Annotated in this window: 16 protein-coding genes; 9 read left to right on the top strand and 7 right to left on the bottom strand. The window is 68.2% G+C overall.

Annotation, left to right across the window (positions count from 1 at the left end; all coding sequences use genetic code 11):
- Positions 1-58: 58 nt before the first annotated feature.
- Positions 59-1639, bottom strand: coding sequence for an FAD-dependent monooxygenase (locus tag CJZ80_RS03095; RefSeq protein WP_094510773.1), 1581 nt, complete (start codon positions 1637-1639; stop codon positions 59-61).
- 124 nt (positions 1640-1763) lie between these two features.
- A complete protein-coding gene (locus tag CJZ80_RS15260) occupies positions 1764-1901 on the bottom strand; it encodes a hypothetical protein (RefSeq protein ID WP_158217410.1) in 138 nt (45 codons plus the stop codon).
- 41 nt (positions 1902-1942) lie between these two features.
- Here CJZ80_RS15260 and CJZ80_RS03100 point away from each other — a divergent pair, with 41 nt between their 5' ends.
- On the top strand, positions 1943-2602 hold the full coding sequence (locus tag CJZ80_RS03100; RefSeq protein WP_094510614.1) for a glutathione S-transferase family protein: 660 nt from the start codon (positions 1943-1945) through the stop codon (positions 2600-2602).
- A gap of 39 nt (positions 2603-2641) precedes the next feature.
- Here CJZ80_RS03100 and thiD read toward each other — a convergent pair whose 3' ends face one another.
- Positions 2642-3436 (bottom strand): bifunctional hydroxymethylpyrimidine kinase/phosphomethylpyrimidine kinase, encoded by a 795-nt coding sequence (gene thiD, locus CJZ80_RS03105; protein ID WP_094510615.1) that lies wholly within the window; start codon positions 3434-3436, stop codon positions 2642-2644.
- A 67-nt stretch (positions 3437-3503) separates the two neighbouring features.
- On the opposite strand from thiD, the gene CJZ80_RS03110 reads away from it, so the two are divergent.
- From CJZ80_RS03110 to CJZ80_RS03115, 3 genes are all read left to right on the top strand, one after another.
- Positions 3504-3836, top strand: a complete 333-nt coding sequence (locus tag CJZ80_RS03110; protein WP_233132760.1) for an efflux RND transporter permease subunit — start codon at positions 3504-3506, stop codon at positions 3834-3836.
- An 83-nt stretch (positions 3837-3919) separates the two neighbouring features.
- Positions 3920-4108 carry a hypothetical protein gene (locus tag CJZ80_RS15265; RefSeq protein WP_158217411.1) on the top strand — a complete coding sequence of 63 codons (189 nt, stop codon included), beginning with the start codon at positions 3920-3922 and terminating at the stop codon, positions 4106-4108.
- Entirely contained in the window at positions 4105-4929 is an 825-nt protein-coding gene (locus CJZ80_RS03115) for an efflux RND transporter periplasmic adaptor subunit (RefSeq protein ID WP_158217412.1), read from the top strand. Before CJZ80_RS15265 ends, CJZ80_RS03115 begins: the two co-directional genes overlap by 4 nt.
- Before the next feature lie 34 nt (positions 4930-4963).
- On the opposite strand, the gene CJZ80_RS03120 is transcribed toward CJZ80_RS03115, so the two are convergent.
- Positions 4964-6136, bottom strand: a complete 1173-nt coding sequence (locus CJZ80_RS03120; RefSeq protein ID WP_233132761.1) for a class I SAM-dependent methyltransferase — start codon at positions 6134-6136, stop codon at positions 4964-4966.
- Between the two features lie 47 nt (positions 6137-6183).
- Between CJZ80_RS03120 and CJZ80_RS03125 the strand changes: the two genes are divergently transcribed.
- The gene (locus CJZ80_RS03125; protein ID WP_094510617.1) at positions 6184-7032 is read left to right on the top strand and encodes a TPM domain-containing protein; all 849 of its coding nucleotides are present in this window, start codon (positions 6184-6186) and stop codon (positions 7030-7032) included.
- Positions 7033-7049: 17 nt separating this feature from the next.
- On the opposite strand, the gene CJZ80_RS03130 is transcribed toward CJZ80_RS03125, so the two are convergent.
- From CJZ80_RS03130 to CJZ80_RS03140, 3 genes are all read right to left on the bottom strand, one after another.
- Positions 7050-7820 (bottom strand): glycoside hydrolase family 104 protein, encoded by a 771-nt coding sequence (locus tag CJZ80_RS03130; RefSeq protein ID WP_094510618.1) that lies wholly within the window; start codon positions 7818-7820, stop codon positions 7050-7052.
- Between the two features lie 479 nt (positions 7821-8299).
- The gene (locus CJZ80_RS03135; protein ID WP_094510619.1) at positions 8300-9373 is read right to left on the bottom strand and encodes a hypothetical protein; all 1074 of its coding nucleotides are present in this window, start codon (positions 9371-9373) and stop codon (positions 8300-8302) included.
- Positions 9367-10218 carry a TIGR04168 family protein gene (locus CJZ80_RS03140; protein WP_094510775.1) on the bottom strand — a complete coding sequence of 284 codons (852 nt, stop codon included), beginning with the start codon at positions 10216-10218 and terminating at the stop codon, positions 9367-9369. Before CJZ80_RS03140 ends, CJZ80_RS03135 begins: the two co-directional genes overlap by 7 nt.
- Before the next feature lie 123 nt (positions 10219-10341).
- On the opposite strand from CJZ80_RS03140, the gene nadA reads away from it, so the two are divergent.
- The 4 genes from nadA (at position 10342) to CJZ80_RS03160 (ending at position 15277) form a co-directional block, all read left to right on the top strand.
- Positions 10342-11289: a quinolinate synthase NadA gene (nadA, locus tag CJZ80_RS03145; RefSeq protein ID WP_094510776.1), complete on the top strand. Its 948-nt coding sequence runs from the start codon at positions 10342-10344 to the stop codon at positions 11287-11289.
- Between the two features lie 68 nt (positions 11290-11357).
- Positions 11358-12383, top strand: a complete 1026-nt coding sequence (locus CJZ80_RS03150; protein WP_233132762.1) for a ligase-associated DNA damage response exonuclease — start codon at positions 11358-11360, stop codon at positions 12381-12383.
- Between the two features lie 336 nt (positions 12384-12719).
- Complete coding sequence (locus CJZ80_RS03155) at positions 12720-13064, top strand: hypothetical protein (RefSeq protein WP_094510620.1); 345 nt, start codon at positions 12720-12722, stop codon at positions 13062-13064.
- Between the two features lie 578 nt (positions 13065-13642).
- Positions 13643-15277, top strand: coding sequence for a M10 family metallopeptidase C-terminal domain-containing protein (locus CJZ80_RS03160; protein ID WP_094510621.1), 1635 nt, complete (start codon positions 13643-13645; stop codon positions 15275-15277).
- The last annotated feature ends 130 nt before the right edge of the window (positions 15278-15407 follow it).

Raw genomic sequence — 15407 nt, forward strand, 5'->3', positions numbered from 1 at the left:
GGGGCGGCCTGGGCAGGGCCCTGACGCTGAGGTCCCCATCCTGGCGAAGCGGAGCGCATCAGCGGCCCCTCAACAGCGCCACATACCGCTGCACCGCGCTGCGGTGATCGGTGTCGGCCCGCAGGGCGATGAAGCCGTCGGGCCGCACGGCCAGAAGCGTGAGGGGCCCCAGGCCCAGGCTGAACGCCTCCTCCAGCCGTAGGGACACCACCGCCTCCACCAAGACCTGCGGGACCGTGCCGGCAGCCCTGTCGGCCTCCAGTTCAGCCTGCAGGCACGCAAGTGCCTCCGGGGGCGTCTCGGGGCCCGCCAGCAGCAGCAGCGTGTGGCCGCACCGGTGTGTGAGCGTGTGCAGAAGGCTCGTGCCGGCATCGGGCGGCACCGCGATCGTGGTGGGCAGCCGTTGACCGGCACCTAAGCCGAAGGCTTCTGCGAAGCCGTGGGGCTGGCTCTCGCTGCCGCTCAAGATCGCCGAGCTGGCGTAGCTCACGTTCATCTCGGCTTCCGCCACCGCTTCCTGCTGGCTGGCCACCGGATTGGCCAGCATGGCGGCGATCGCCCGGTCGCGGGCGGCACGCTCGCCGCTGTCCTGCAATAAGTGGGCCTGCTCGGTAGCGTCGCTGGAGCGGCAGATCTGCTGCGCCACCGGACGCCGCTCCTGCTCGTAGCTGTCCAGCAGGGAGGAGTCAGCGGCGCCTTGGTGCACCAGGGCCAGCTTCCAGGCCAGGTTGGCGGCATCCTGCAGCCCGCAGTTCATGCCGTGCCCCTCGGCGGGGGAGCACATGTGGGCAGCATCGCCGACCACAAACACCGGCCCGGCGCGGAAGGCGCTGGCCACCCGGCTGTGGCAGTGGAAACGACTGGGGTTCTCCACGGCGGTGAAGCGGGCCTCCGGCAAGTAGCGCCGCAGCACGGCGGCGGCCTCCGCCACCAGGTCGCCCTGGTCGCCTGCGGGCCGCAGGTACACCCGCCAACGGCCCTCGGGCAGGGCCGTGAGGATCAGGGGCGATGGGTCGAGGTAGGCCGCATTGACCTCGTGGCTCTCGGCCCAGCCCTCCACCGCGGCATCGAACACGGCCCAGGGGCGGGCGATGCCATGGCCCTCGAAGCTGAGCCCGCTCAGTTCGCGGGTGGTGCTGCGCAGGCCGTCGCAGCCCACCACCCAGCGGGCCTGCACGGTCTGCTCCCGCCCATCGCAGTCCACCGTGGCGGTCACGCCGTCGTTGTGGGGCTGGAGAGCCACCAGCCGGCAGGAGCGGTGCACCGTGCCCCCCTCCCCCTCGAGATGGTCCTTGAGGATCGCTTCGGTCACCTCTTCGGAAAGGCCGAGATTGAAGCCATAGCGGCTGCCGCAGTCGGCCAGATCCAGTTCCCCCAGCCGCTGGCCATCGGCGTGGATCAGGATTCTTCGCTGCCGGCAGCCAGCTTCGAGAAACCGATCCACCAGCCCGAGAGCCTCGAAGATTTCCAGCGAGCGAGGGTGGATCACCGTGGCCCGGTCCCAATGCAGGGCTTCAGCGCGGGCGTCGATCAACAGGTTGGGAACGCCGCGGCGCTGCAGCTCTCCGGCCAGCAGCAATCCGGTGGGGCCAGCTCCCACCACGAGCACGCAGGTTTGGCTGGGAAGGGACAGAACCATGGCGCCCAGGCAGGTCAAGTCACCGCGAGGCACAGTAAATCGACCCAGGGGCGCGGGCGCAGTCGAGGCCTTGGCGATGCGATACGCCTGATGCAGAGGGTGCACCCGCTGGCACGCCCAGCGGTCAGCCTCCCTGGCCGATGTCGTGGTGCTGGAGCGCGGCCCTTACCAAGCCGGAACCACCGGCCAGAGGATCACCGTTGCCACCGGCGGCATCGCCGCGGCGATGCTGGCCGTGCGCCTGACGGGTCGCGTTCTCCAACCAGAGCCCTGAAGCGGCCCTGCCGCCGAGCTGTTTCCCCCATGACCATCGCCCAGCTCAAGCTGTTTCACGCCCCCGCCACCCGCAGCGCCCGTGTGCGCTGGGCGCTGCATGAGGTCGTGGGCGAGGCCTTCGTGCTGGAGCGCCTCGATCTGGCGGCGGGCGACCAGTTCGCCCCCGCCTTTGCGGCCCTCAACCCCAACCGTTCCGTGCCGGTGCTGCAGGTTGTCCGCGACGACGGCAGCGTGCAGACCCTGATCGAGAGCGCCGCGATCGTGCTGTTCCTGGCGGACGCCTACCCCGCCGCCTGCCTGTTGCCGCCCGAGCCCGCCTCCCCGCAGCGCGCCGATGTGCTCCAGATGCTCCAGTTCGGTGCCACCAGCGTCGATCGCCTGCTCTGGCAGCTCCGGCTTCACGAAAAGCTGCTGCCCCAGGCGGAACGGGACCCCGGTGAGGTCGAACGCGCCCGCCGCCGCTTCCAGGAGCAGGTGGAACCCCAGCTGGCCGAGCGCCTGCGCCAGCACCCCCACATCTGCGGCACCGCCTTCACTGCCGCCGATCTGGTCATGGGCCACAACGTGCTCTGGGCCCGGTCCATGGGTCTCTGCGGCGAGCGCATCTTCCAGCGCTACCTGGCCCTGCTGGGCCGCCGCCCCGCCTTCGCGCGCGCCTTCGATGACATCAAGACCGTCACTCCTTGACGCCTGCTGCGCAGCAGCAAGGGGCAGTGGATCGCAGCTTCACCCCAACGCCTGATGCCAATGGCACAGCGGCCCCTGGCCGCCGCCGATCGCCAGGGCATGGCGTAAGCCGCCCGCTACAAAGGCCTTGGCGGTCTGGATCGCCGCTTCCAGTGCGGCGCCACGGGCCAGCTCGGCTGTGATCGCCGCCGAGAGGGTGCAACCGCTGCCGTGGCTGTGGGGCGTGTCGATCGGGGCCAGGCGAAACCACTGGATGCGGCCGTCCCGCCACAGCACGTCGCTGCCGCGCAGGCCTCGCAGCCCGCCGCCCTTGATCAGCACCGCCTTGGGCCCCATCGCGGCGATGCGCTCCGCCGCCAGTTCCAGATCGTCGACGCTCTCCAGCGGCCGCCCGACCAGAAGCCGTGCCTCGTGCACGTTGGGGGTGAGCAGGTCTGCCAGCGGCAGCAGCTGGGCTTTGAGGGCCTCGATCGCCTCGGGCTCCAGCAGCACCGCCCCTGCCCGCGACACCATCACCGGATCGATCACCCGGGCGGCCGCCAGCGGGGCGATCGCGGCCGCGGTGGCCTCAATCAAGCCCTGGTTGAGCAGCATGCCGGTCTTGAGGGCCGCCACCGGCAGATCCCGCGTCACTGCCTCCACCTGGGCCCGCAACGCCTCGGGGGGCAGGGCGTCCACCCGCTCCACGCCGCGGGTGTTCTGGGCTGTGACGCAGGTGATCGCCGAGCAGCCATGCACCTGCAGGGCGCTGAACGTTTTGAGGTCGGCCTGGATGCCGGCGCCGCCGCCGGAGTCACTGCCGCCGATGGTGAGCGCAATCGGGATCAAGGCCATGGCAGCGGCAGCGACGCACCGTCTCTATCGCAGTGCCTCCAGAAAGGCGATCACTTCATCGCACCTGATGACCGCCACGTTGGTGCTCTCCTTCCGCTCCTTCCGGCTGGCGGCCCTGATCGGCTCGGTGGCGGTGCTGCACAGCACCCGCCATGTGCTCGCCACCACCCTCACCACCGTGATCGGCTTCCTGCCGCTGATGCTCGATCCCACCGGCTTCTGGCCGCCACTGGCAATTGCTGTGTCCGGCGGGCTGGTGGGCGCCACCGCCTTGGCGCTGTTCTATGTGCCGGCCGCCCACTCCCTGCTGATGCGAAAGACGGCGCGGGGGCCGGTGGCGACGCAGGGGCCTGTGGCAGCGGGGGTGAAGGCGACGGCAATCGCCCCACCCCAATGCTGATCTCACACCCTGTCACAACTTGGCCATGGCGCTTCCCGGCAGGCTGGGTAGGGTCTGCCCATCTGTTGGCTGCCTGGTTGAAGATGCCGCTCACGCGTCGATCTGGCCATGTCCTGGTGCTGGCCGCCGCCCTGGTCGGCGTGGAGCCGGTCCAGGCGCAGCAGTCGAAGCAGCAGGCGGAGGCCAACCGCGACCGCTGCTGCAATGGTGTGCTGATCGGCGGGGCCAGCGGCGGTTGCGTGATCAACCGGGGCGTGAACGAAGGCACATGAGGAGCTCCCGCCTCCTCGGTGTGATCTTGCTGCTGGCCTCAGGGGCCGGGGTGGTGCAGGCCCTGCGTGCCAGCGGGCCCTTCGAGCCGCTGTCGGCGCCCGGCCGGCTGGAGCTGGCGGGTGAGACCCGCAAGCTGGCCGCCCCGCTCAGCAGCAACGGCATCAGCCCGCGCCTGGTGCAACTGCTGGTGCAGGAAGGCGACAGCGTGCAGCGCGGCCAGGTGCTGGCCCGCTTCGACAGCGGCCCTGCCCTGCAGGCAGAGCGCCAGTTGCTGCAGCGCCGCTCCGAGCAGCTGCGCCTCCAGGCAGACCGCGTTCAGGCCGATGTGGAACGCTTCCGGCCGCTGGTGCAGGTCGGGGCCCTCTCCCGCGCCGATCTGCAGCAGCGCGAGCAGCAGTTGGTGGAGCTCCAGGCCGGCATCGAGAGCAACCGCCAGGCCATCGCCCGCACCGACGTTGAGCTGGAAAACAGTGCCTTGCGTGCCCCGATGGACGGCAAGGTGCTGCGGCTTTACGCCCGCGTGGGCGAGCGGCCGGGGGTGATGAACGTGCTGGAGCTGGGCACCAGCGACCGGCTCGAAGCGATCGCCGAAGTGGATGCCAGCGATCTGACCCGCATCCGTCTGGGACAGCCGGCCCGCATCAGCAGCCTCAGCGGCGCCTTCCCCGGCAGCCTGGCGGCGCGGGTGCGCCAGGTGAATCCCGCTGATGGCGCCCCCACCGATGGCGTGGTGGATGTGCAGCTGGAGCTTGACCCCGCCGATGCCCGCCGTGTGCGGCAACTGGTGGGACTGCGCACGATCACCCGGTTTGCTACCTGATCCGGAGCCAGGGATCCCTCAGCTCGCTGCAGCTTCAGCCAGCTTCGGTGGGATCGGGGTCCTGCAGAAACTGGCTTGCCGCCGGGATCTCACCCTCGCTAGCGCTGCGCTGGAAGGCCAGCCAGCGGAAGTCACCCAGGGCGGTGGGATCCACCAGCCGTAGCAGTGCTTCGCGGCGTGCCAGCAAATCGGCCAGATCCACGCCGTGCCCGCTCGATTGCTGCAGCCCGTGCAGGCGCTGGGCCAGGCCCAGGGCGAGCAGGGCTTCGCCCTGGCGGCGCTGGCCCAGCAGCTGCCAGCCGCTGGCCGCCGCTGCCGCCACCAGGCTGTCGATGCACAGGTGGGCGGTGAGATCCCACGCGCCCGGCTCCAGCAGGGGATCGCCGCTGGCCCGCTGCTCCCGGTAGGCCATCAAGGTGCCGTCGCAGCGCGAGGGCGCGTAGTAGCGCCAGGCCTCCAGGGCGTAGTCGATCACCAGCAGCCGCCCTTGCCCCAGCGCCGCGCCGCAGGCCGCCAGCCAGGACTCCAGGCCAGGATGCAATTCGCTGCACCAGCCCGCAGGCCGCTGGGCGCCCGGCGTCGCCAGCCCCAGGGGCTGCAGCCGAGCCACTGCCTCCGGCTCCAGGGGGTCGCCCGGCTCCAGCCGCAACCTCCCCTCGTGGAGTGTCACCTGCTGGCGGCGCCAGGCCGCCCCGTCCGAAACGATTCGCTCCACCGCCAGGGCATCGAGCACCTCATGGGCCACCACCACGCCGGCCAGCGGAGCGTCCGCCAGCTGCCGAAAACTGCTCCAGCGCACCGGCAGCGGGCAGTGCTGCAGCCGCTCCCGCTGGCGGGCGGCCATCCCGGCATTGGGTTCCACCAGCACCAGTTCTGTGCGGGCAGCCAGCTGGGGCCAGCCGGCCACCAGTGCCTGCGCCAGTTGCGCCGCCAGCTGCCCCTCGCCCGGGCCTGTCTCCACCAGCGACAGCGTCCTGGCGGCGTCCAGCTGCTGCAGCCACTGGGCCAGCTGGGGTGCCAGCAGGGCGGCGAATTCCGGGCCGAGCGCAGGGGCGGTCACGAAATCACCGGCGCGGCCGATGCGCAGACGGCCAGCGCCGTAGGCGCCGTGCTCGGGATCGTGCAAGGCCCACTCCATATAGGTGCGGAAGGGCACGCTGCCGCCTGCCGCATGAAGACGCTGTTGCAGCCAGAGGGGAACGGACACGGGCAGGCCTGGCGTTAAGGAGAATCGGAGCACATTGAACCTGCCGCATGGGCCGCTCCTCCGTCTCCCGTTCGCCGGCCTCGCCCGCGCCCCGGCGTCACGCCGCGGCAGGGTCCTGGCTGGCGCTGCTGGCCGCCCTGCTGCTGCTCTGGCCGTGGGCGCCCGCCTTCGCGGCCGACAACCCGGAGCTGCTGCCTGATCACCCCACACCCGTGATCGATCTGGCACGGGCGCTCACCGATGGTCAGCGCGCCGCCCTGGAAGACAAGCTCGACCGCTTCGAGGATTCCAGCGGCTGGAAGCTGCGGGTGCTCACCCAGTACGAGCGCACTCCGGGCCTGGCGGTGAAGCAGTACTGGGATCTCGACGAGCGCAGCGTGCTGCTGGTGGCCGATCCCCGCGGCGGCAACCTGCTGAACTTCAACGTCGGCGATGCCCTGTTCGCGCTGATGCCGCGCACCTTCTGGGTGGAGCTGCAGACCCGCTACGGCAACCAGTTCTATGTGCGCGACAACGGCGAAGATGGCGCGATCGTGGCCGCCCTCGGCGCCGTGCAGACCTGCCTGGAGCGCGGTGGCTGCCAGGTGGTGCCGGGCTTGCCGCAGGAGCAGTGGCTGCTCACCTTCTGCACCTCGGTGCTGGGCGGCCTGATCGTGGGGTTCGCCGCCTACCCGCGCAAGGAGGGAGATACCGTCGCCTGGAGCTGGGTGCTGCTGCTCTCACCGCTGTGGGTGATGCTCTTCGTGGTGTTCGGCCTCGGCCCGGTGGTGACCCGCACCTCCGATTGGCTGCCGGTGCTGCGCAACAGCCTCGGTTTCCTGGGCAGCTCTCTGGCCGCATACCTCATCGCCCAGCGCACGGTGGGCAAACCTCCGGTGGGCAATGCGGGCGGGTGATCTCAGCGGCTGAGCGCTCAGGGAGTAGGCGTCACCTGCTCCAGCGCACAGGAAAGGGTTTCGTTGTCGCAGACCGGGGGCGGCGTTGAAACGGTTGCCACATCGATGCGCACGCTGAGTGAAGCGCGCAGCTCGGCCAGGTTGGCTTCGTAGAAACGACGCAGCTCATCGAAGCGTTTCACTGGCTGGCCGTAGAAGCTGCTGCCGGCCAGGGTGGGGAACGACGCCCACTCAGGGGCCAGCCGGGCGGCCAGCTCGGGCGTGAACACGCCACGGTCGGCTTTTTCGAGTGCGCCGCGGCGCTGGATCAGGAAGATGGCGGCCTGATCCTGCACATGGGGCCCGAAGCCGTTCAGGCCCAAGCGGCTGCTGGCCATGGTCCATGTGAAGGGCATGAACTGGTAGGCCCCGGCGGCGGCACTGGCGTAGCCCGGCGTGCGGTTCACCCGGTTGGGGTGACGATCCAGTGAGGGCATCAGGCTGCCGCCGAACATGATCCAGTAGCCCCGGTCTTCACCGCGGGCCCAGGTGCCTTCGGCGAAGCGGATCGTGTTGAGCAGTGCGCGGCGCTCCGGGGTGATCACGAAGAAGCGGGGATCCTGCGGCACTTCGCTGGGCAGGGCCACCGCCATGGAGTGAGGACCGGTGATGGCGGGGGCCGGAGCCGGGCGGCGGATCTCCTGCCACAGGAAGGGCGTTCTGGGCACGGCAGCGTGGGCAGGAGCCGCCAGCGCGAGCGCGGCGGCGGGCAGCAGCAGGTGGCGGGCAGCGGAGCGGAGAGTGCGCAAAACGGGGGTCGGAGTGAAGGGGACGTGGGAAAGGAAGAGGGCGGAATCCTGAGGGGGACTGCCGGTGGCTAGGCGCAATCGGTCAACGGTTTGTTGTTTCCGTTGCGCATTCGCGTGGGAATGAAAAGTCTGTGAATCGGCTGAGAAGTGACCCTGAACCTTGACGAAGCGGCTCAGATGTGCAGGTCAGTTTCTTGTTTCTGGACCGTCGTAGAGAAGGATGAATCCATCGCGGCGGGTTTGGTTCGGCACAATGTGACAAACGCCAACATGGATCCAAGGGTTATATGTGCCAATCGCACGACTGTCCACCAGTTATCTTGAGGCGCCGCACGGTTCTGATCACTGTTGAGCACTGAGTTTTTTGCTGCTCCGATCAATCTGCGCTGGTTGATCAGATCTGCTGATTGAAGCCGCTCAGTAGTGAAATACACCAGAACGGCTGCGCTGCAATGCTCCCCAGCGATCAGCGCTGTTGTTCAGGGCGCCATCCCTTCGGCCAGCTGCACCAACTGAGCCGCCGCTTGCTGAGCGCCATCGGCTGCCAGCGGACCGTCGCTGGGGGGCAGCAGCGGCTGGTCGAGCTGCCAGTCGCCGGCCAGCAGCTGCGGCTGGCTCAGCAGCAGGTGCCGGCCGTGGCGCCGCAGCCAGCCTTCCAGCACCGCCGCTTCAGCGAAGCCATGGCGCTCCACCAGATGCACCCCCGTGCCCTGGCCCAACGCCTCACAGAAGGTGCTGTAGCCGGCCTTGCTGATCTGGCGGCCGCACAGCCGCATCAGCTCCAGCGGGCGCACGTCCGCCGGCAGCAGGTGCACATTCGGCGCCGCCGCCGCGCTGGCGTCGGTGGTCACAAAGGTCCAGCCGGGCCAGCGGGCGTAGGGCTCAGGGCCCAGGGCAAAACCCAGCCCACCGAAGCTCACCATCACGCAGCGCTCCCGCTCGGCCGGCAGATCGAGCCGCTGCCGCAACGCGTCCGCCGCCAGCTGCGGCGCTGCAGCCGTCAGGCCCACCGCCGTCTCCGGCAGGCCCCAATCCATCGCCATCGAAAACGGGCAGCGGATCACGTGCGTGCCGCGGCGGTAATCGTGGTGGAAGCGCTCGGCCCAGTCGAGGAAGGCCCCCCCCATGGGCGCGTAGATGTCGTCCCAGCCGAAGTTGCCCATCCACACCAGCGGCCGCCGCACCAACGCCGCCAGCCGCGCCGCCGCCGGCGGCACATCCCCCAGCAGCAGCACCGGTTCCCCCTGCTGTTGAAGCCAGTGCGCTTCCGCCTCCAGCAGCGGCGGCAGCGAGGCAGTCACGGCCTCCAGCGCCGCCAGGGTGGCGTCTCCATCCACACCGAGCGCATCGGCCTGAATCGCGCCCACATCCCAGCGCAGCGGGCGATGTTCGAACGGCACCCCCGCCAGGGCCAGCTGGAGAAAGGAGGGCGGCAGCGAGGTGGAGAGCACCAGCCGCCAGCGTGGCCGGAGCGCCGCCAGCGCCAGCAGCACCGAGGCCACCCGGGAGCCATGGCCGAAGCCGTGGCCGCTCACGCACGCATAGATCAGCACGGCACGGCCAACGGTTGCTGCACCAGCAACTGTTCATAGAGCAGCTCACCGCCGGGGTGGTACCAGCGGTGGCTGGCGCGCCGCACCCTGCCGTCCACCAGTTCCACCCAGGAGAAGTGGCGCAGGGCGCGACCCTCCTGATCGACGCCGTGGCGCGGCACACAGGCGCTGTTGAGATAGGCGGTGCCGCTGCGGTCGATCACAAAGCTGCGGCGCAGGCCCCGGCCGCGCTTGAGCGCGTGGTGCATGTGGCCGAACACCACCAGCGGCACGGGCCGGTGGCGGCGGATGCGCTCGATCGCCAGGGTCAGGTCCTGGTCGCCCCAGTCACACGCGGGTGGTTTCCAGTCGCGACCGCAGGGGTCCTGGGCCTCGCTGCCCAGACCGGCCGGCCCACTGTGGGCCAGCAGCAGCAGCGGCAGGGCCGGATCGGCCGCCAAGGCGGCGTTGGTGATGCGCTGGGCTGAATCGTCGACGCTCATCGGCCCCCAGACCGCCTGCACCGCCTGTGAGAGATGGAAGCCACCGCCGGCGCTGCCGGGCCGGGCGCCCACCACCGCGAGCCCCGGGGGCTGCAGCTGCCGCAGCGCCCAGCCGCAATGGCGATCACCCAGCAGCTCGATCTGGCGCCGCAGGCAGCGGCCGCTGGCATCACGGCCGGCGTCATGGTTGCCGAGGATGCAGGCCAGGGGCAACTCCAGCCGCCCCAGGCTGGCGGCGATGCGCTCCTGGCCATCGCTGAGGTCGCCGACCACCAGCACCGCATCAGGAGCTAGGCGGTGGAGCAGATCCACATCGCTGGCATCCCATTGCCCGTGCAGGTCGCCGGCGATCGCAATGCGCATGCGGGCCGGGCCCCGTCCCTAGGGTGGTGTCATCTTGGCCCAGAAGCCTTCTGGGCGCCGTCCGCGACACCCTCCACTCCCGCCATCGACACCGTCACCACCAGCCCGCTCCCTACCAGGCCGCTGAGCGTCGGCCCCGCTCCCGCCCGGCACGCGCTGCCGCAGGCGATCCGGGAGCTGGCCAGGCAACGCCGCGCCGTGATCCTTGCGCACTACTACCAGAACGCTGAGATCCAGGACATCGCCGATGTGATCGGCGATTCGCTCGAACTCTCCCGCCGCGCCGCCGACACCGACGCCGAGGTGATCGTGTTCTGCGGCGTTCATTTCATGGCCGAAACCGCCAAGATCCTCAACCCCGGCAAAACGGTGCTGCTGCCCGATCTGGAAGCGGGCTGCTCCCTGGCCGATGCCTGCCCCGCCGAAGCGTTCGCCGCCTTCCGCGCCCAGCACCCACACCACTACGTGGTGAGCTACATCAACTGTTCAGCGGCGGTGAAGGCGCAGAGCGACCTGATCTGCACCAGCAGCAACGCCGTGAGCCTGGTGCAACAGCTGCCCGCCGACCGGCCAATCCTGTTCGCGCCGGATCAGAACCTGGGCCGCTGGGTGGCGCGCCAGAGCGGCCGTGAACTCACTCTCTGGCCCGGCAGCTGCATCGTGCACGAAACCTTCAGCGAGCAGGCGCTGCTGAAGCTGCGGCTCGATCATCCCGGGGCCGAGGTGATCGCCCACCCGGAATGCCTGCCCAACATGCTGGATCTGGCCGACTTCATCGGCTCCACCAGCAAGCTGCTGCACCGCGCCGAAACCAGCGAGGCCACCGCTTTGATCGTGCTCACCGAGCCGGGCATCCTGCACCAGATGCGCCTGAAGCTGCCCCATAAAACCTTCTATGAAGTGCCCGGGCAGGACGGCTGCAGCTGCAATGCCTGCCCTTACATGCGCCTGAACACGCTTGAGAAGCTCTGGCACTGCCTGGCCACGCTGGAGCCGGCGATCGAGCTGGATGAAGCGGTGCGCACCCGGGCGCTGCTGCCGATCCAGCGCATGCTGGACATGAGCCGCTGAGCGTGGCCTCCGCGCCCTGCCCTGGCTCGAGGCCGGCGACCGAGCCCGGCTGTTGATCCCGCATCGCCATGCTGCCGCCGGGCTCCCTGATCCAGCACACCCCCCAGGGGCTCTACTGCCCGGCCGCCGACGCCTGGATCGACCCCTGGCGCCCGGTGCCACGCGCCCTGCTCACCCACGCCCACGCTGACCACGCCCGGCCCGGCAGCCAGGTGTACTGGGCGGTGGGCAGCGCCGCCGGCGTGCTGCGCCAGCGACTGGGCCAGGGCATTGATCTCCGCCGGATGGCCTACGGCCAGGAGCTGCGCCTCGGCGATGCCACCGTGTCGTTTCACAGCGCCGGGCATGTGCTGGGTTCGGCCCAGGTGCGGATCAGCGCCGGCGGTGAAACCTGGCTGATCAGCGGCGATTACAAGCGTGATGCCGACCCCAGCTGCGTGCCGTTCGAGTCGGTGCAGGCCGATGTGCTGATCACCGAGGCCACCTTCGGTCTGCCGGTGTATCGCTGGCGGCCGGGCCAGGAGGTGGCCGCCGAGATCCACGCCTGGTGGAAAGGTGCCCCGGAGCGGACCTCGATCCTGTTCTGCTACGCCTTCGGCAAGGCGCAGCGTCTGCTGGCGGAGCTGCACCAGCTGGGCGTGCGTGAGGAGGTGCTCCTGCATGGCGCCGTGCAGACCCTGATGGCGCCTTACCGCGAGCAGGGGATCGCCATGCCGCCCACCCGGCCCGTGAGTGAACTGCCCCGCAGTGAGCCATTGGCGGCCCGGCTTGTACTGGCGCCCCCGTCGGCGCATCGTTCGGTGTGGATGAAGCGGTTCAAGGCACCGCAGACGGGCTTCGTGAGCGGTTGGATGGCGGTGCGCGGTGCCCGGCGGCGGGGCGGCTACGAGCGGGGCTTCGTGCTCAGCGACCACGCCGACTGGAACGGTCTGCTCACCACCGTGCGCCAGAGCCGCGCCCAGCAGGTGTACGTGACCCACGGCCAGAGCGACGTGCTGGCCCGCTACCTGCGCGACGTGGAAGGCATCAGCGCCGAACCCCTCAGCGGCGGCATTGCGGCGGAGCGCGGGGAAGAGACGCAGGGGGGGGTGTGACCGTTGACCTTGTGTACGGAGTCCGCGAGCCCTGAAGCTCTGCATCAGACGGCACACCTTGGCGTCGCGACTTGACTGCCTTCGTGCGTCGATGGGTTCGCTGTTGCCGGCCTTAACGGGCAGAGTTGCCTGCCTTCGGATGGAGGGTTGCCGGCGAATGATGAAAGCGAATGGCTGATGACTGCAGGCTGAACCTTCATGAATTGCCGGTACACTCGCAGCGGCGACCCCTCCGATGCTGTTGCTCCCGGTGGCGCTCCGTGCCGGCGGCATGCGTGGGTCAGGCCGCAGGGAATGGTCGCCACACTGCAGGTTTGATCACACACCACGGCTGCCATGACTGCATTCCGCACGTTGCTGATCTCGATGTTTCTTGCCCTTCTCGGCTACACGGCGGTGGTGATCAGCCAGCAAGGGTTTGGCCTGTTGGCTGTCTTCATCGGCAACCTGCAGCAGCTGAACTGGTCCGGGCAGTTCAATCTGGATTTCTCGTTCATGCTGATGATCTCCGCCCTCTGGGTGATGTGGCGTCACCGGTTCAGTGGCGTGGGGGTGATGCTTGGTCTTGCTGCTTTGGTGGGCGGTGTTCTGTTTCTCAGCACGTATCTGTTCATCCAGAGCTTCCGGCTGAATGGAAAGATGGTGCCCCTGTTGATCGGCCCCCAACGGGTGTCTGTCTGAAACGCTGCCCAAGGAGCCCGTGTTTCCAGAACGACACGGACTGCGTGCAAGTCGCGAGACTGCCAGCATGAACCAGCGCAACCAGACGCCCTTGCCCTATGGGAGACAGTCGTCGTCGGTTCTGTAGGCAGAAGACACCGAACGAGCCCCTTGCCCGGCAGGAAGGTGTGAACCATTGGCAGAACAACGGCTGCTTTGGCCAGGATGAGGGGGTGACTGTCTTGTCGCTCTGTGGGGTAGTGGCTCTTCATCTCCCCTGGAAGTTCTTGTTGGTCACCACCACACGAGGCTGCAGGACTCACCCACGATCAGCCAGGCGCATCGACGCCAACAAACCATTGTCAACCTGCCACGCCTTGCTGGCTCCTTGGCGTGCGCCCGTTGAGGGATGCTGTCCGTCCGAGGGAAACCAATCAGTCGGCACGGCGTGATCGGCACCCCTGCAGGCCAGCGACTGATCACACGCACGACAGCATGGAAAGCCTGCAGCGCTCTACAAAGCTGTGGCATCGTCATGCAGTGCTCAGCAGAAGGGTTCTCTGTAGAGTTCAACCGAAGCTACACATCCGGATCATCGAATGACAACCGGCAGCCTGGCGATCAACAACAGCAGTGGCGAGCCGCTGAGCTACTGGGTGGTGTCCAATGGCTACACCTCCGAGCAGATCGTGAGCACGGGAACGCTCACGACAGGAACGAACAGCATCTCTGTGCCATCAGGCAGCAACTTAAGAATCTATGTGTCGAGCACGGATATCTTCACGAGCCAGAACAACGCCGGTGGCGGCGAACCGAGTGGGCTCTCCATCCGAGATGCCTTCAGTTTTTATGAGTACACCTGGGATGGAACCTACAGCAGCACGGGATTCAGTGCTGATGTGAGCTATATCAACGACTGGGCCTATCCCATTCAGTCGAACCTCAATGGCACCACCTACGGATTCCTGGATGCCACGGCGATCGCCCAGGCCATGGCTGCCCTGCCTCCACAGAACTTCCTGCCCCAGAGTGCGGCAAGTCTGGCGGCCGTCGGCACCGTTTCCGACCTCTACGACGCTGCCAACCGTCGTTTCATCGGCCCGATGTCGATCTGGCAGTGGCAGGCCGGTGAATCTTTCTGGACCCAGCAGGCGGCGGCCGTCTCGCTGCCGCCGGCGATGGCGGCGGGATGGGCCAGCTTCGGGGCCGACGTGCCCTGGGGGCCGATGCCCTGGGGAGGAGTCTCCCCTACGGCCAGCGGGCTGCAGCCGTCCGGCAAGGCCAGCCAGCTGGCTGCGGGAGGAATCCCCGCCCTGCCCGCCCTGGCGGCCGGGGTGCCGCTGCCTGCTGGCTACCCTTCGCCCACCTTCGGCTTCGATTTCTCCAGCAATCTCAACTGGAGCACGATGAACAATGGAGCCGGATCGAGTGTGGATCCCTCCGGCGACTCACTCTTCTATGCGTCCAACTTCAATGTGTGGAATTTCGGCTATGCCTTTGGCTCGCCGGATGCTCCTGCTGGCAATTATGCGCCGGACGATCCCTCCAATCCGAACGCTTATACGTCGATCCTGCGTGCCCAGGCCAACACCGAGGGCGGGATGGGTCTGTATGCCAATGGCAACCAGGACTTCGTTGGATTCTACACCTTCGCCAAGGACGACTACAACGCCAATTATCAAGGAAATCTTCAGCAGCTCACCATCACCATCGGTGCGCTGGCTTCCGCCTCCACCGGCGGCTCCGGCAATGATGAAGTGGTGGGCACCCGCCGCAATGATGTGATCTCCGGCGGTTACGGAGCGGATCTGCTCTCCGGGGGAGCAACGCCGCCCAGTGGCCTGCAGGAACCCGGCCGTGATGCCATCACCCGTCAGCCCTTGGGAGGATCCAGGCAGGCTCTGCCAGGCCGTGATGGTCGCGATGTCTTCGTCTACGTCCGGGCCGACAGCAGCCTCAACACCAAGCACCAGCGCGATGTGATCACCGACTTCGATCCTTCCGATCAGATCGATCTCGCAGCGGTGGATGCCCGTTCACTTCAAGCGGGGCAGCAACGCTTCAGCTGGATCGGGCAGCGGCAGTTCAATGGTACGGCGGGCCAGTTGAGGATTGATGTCTCCCCTTTCCGCCATGCTTTGTTGCAAGGTGATGTCGATGGCAACGGCAAGCCTGACTTTGAGGTAAAGCTCCTGGGCGTCGATCTGTTCACACGCTCCAACCTCCTGCTCTGAAGGAATTCACGTTCCGAGGGTTCTGCCAGGACTGGCGTTGGCGCTTGAGGCTTCCGGCGCACGTAGCGGATGGCGTTCATCCTCCCGCTGAGTGCCGATTGCCCATTGGTCACGCCACCTCACCCCTGAT

It is taken from the genome of Synechococcus sp. MW101C3, from assembly GCF_002252635.1.
In the GTDB taxonomy this organism is placed as follows: Bacteria; Cyanobacteriota; Cyanobacteriia; order PCC-6307; family Cyanobiaceae; genus MW101C3.

Excerpts from the sequence above, each read along its gene's own strand:
- CJZ80_RS03160 (WP_094510621.1), top strand. The coding sequence starts at position 13,643 with ATGACAACCGGCAGCCTGGCGATCAACAACAGCAGTGGCGAGCCGCTG.
- CJZ80_RS03140 (WP_094510775.1), bottom strand. The coding sequence starts at position 10,218 with ATGCGCATTGCGATCGCCGGCGACCTGCACGGGCAATGGGATGCCAGC.
- thiD (WP_094510615.1), bottom strand. The coding sequence starts at position 3,436 with ATGGCCTTGATCCCGATTGCGCTCACCATCGGCGGCAGTGACTCCGGC.
- CJZ80_RS03100 (WP_094510614.1), top strand. The coding sequence starts at position 1,943 with ATGACCATCGCCCAGCTCAAGCTGTTTCACGCCCCCGCCACCCGCAGC.
- CJZ80_RS03125 (WP_094510617.1), top strand. The coding sequence starts at position 6,184 with ATGGGCCGCTCCTCCGTCTCCCGTTCGCCGGCCTCGCCCGCGCCCCGG.
- CJZ80_RS15265 (WP_158217411.1), top strand. The coding sequence starts at position 3,920 with ATGCCGCTCACGCGTCGATCTGGCCATGTCCTGGTGCTGGCCGCCGCC.
- CJZ80_RS03095 (WP_094510773.1), bottom strand. The coding sequence starts at position 1,639 with ATGGTTCTGTCCCTTCCCAGCCAAACCTGCGTGCTCGTGGTGGGAGCT.
- CJZ80_RS03115 (WP_158217412.1), top strand. The coding sequence starts at position 4,105 with ATGAGGAGCTCCCGCCTCCTCGGTGTGATCTTGCTGCTGGCCTCAGGG.
- CJZ80_RS03150 (WP_233132762.1), top strand. The coding sequence starts at position 11,358 with ATGCTGCCGCCGGGCTCCCTGATCCAGCACACCCCCCAGGGGCTCTAC.
- CJZ80_RS03110 (WP_233132760.1), top strand. The coding sequence starts at position 3,504 with ATGACCGCCACGTTGGTGCTCTCCTTCCGCTCCTTCCGGCTGGCGGCC.
- CJZ80_RS03155 (WP_094510620.1), top strand. The coding sequence starts at position 12,720 with ATGACTGCATTCCGCACGTTGCTGATCTCGATGTTTCTTGCCCTTCTC.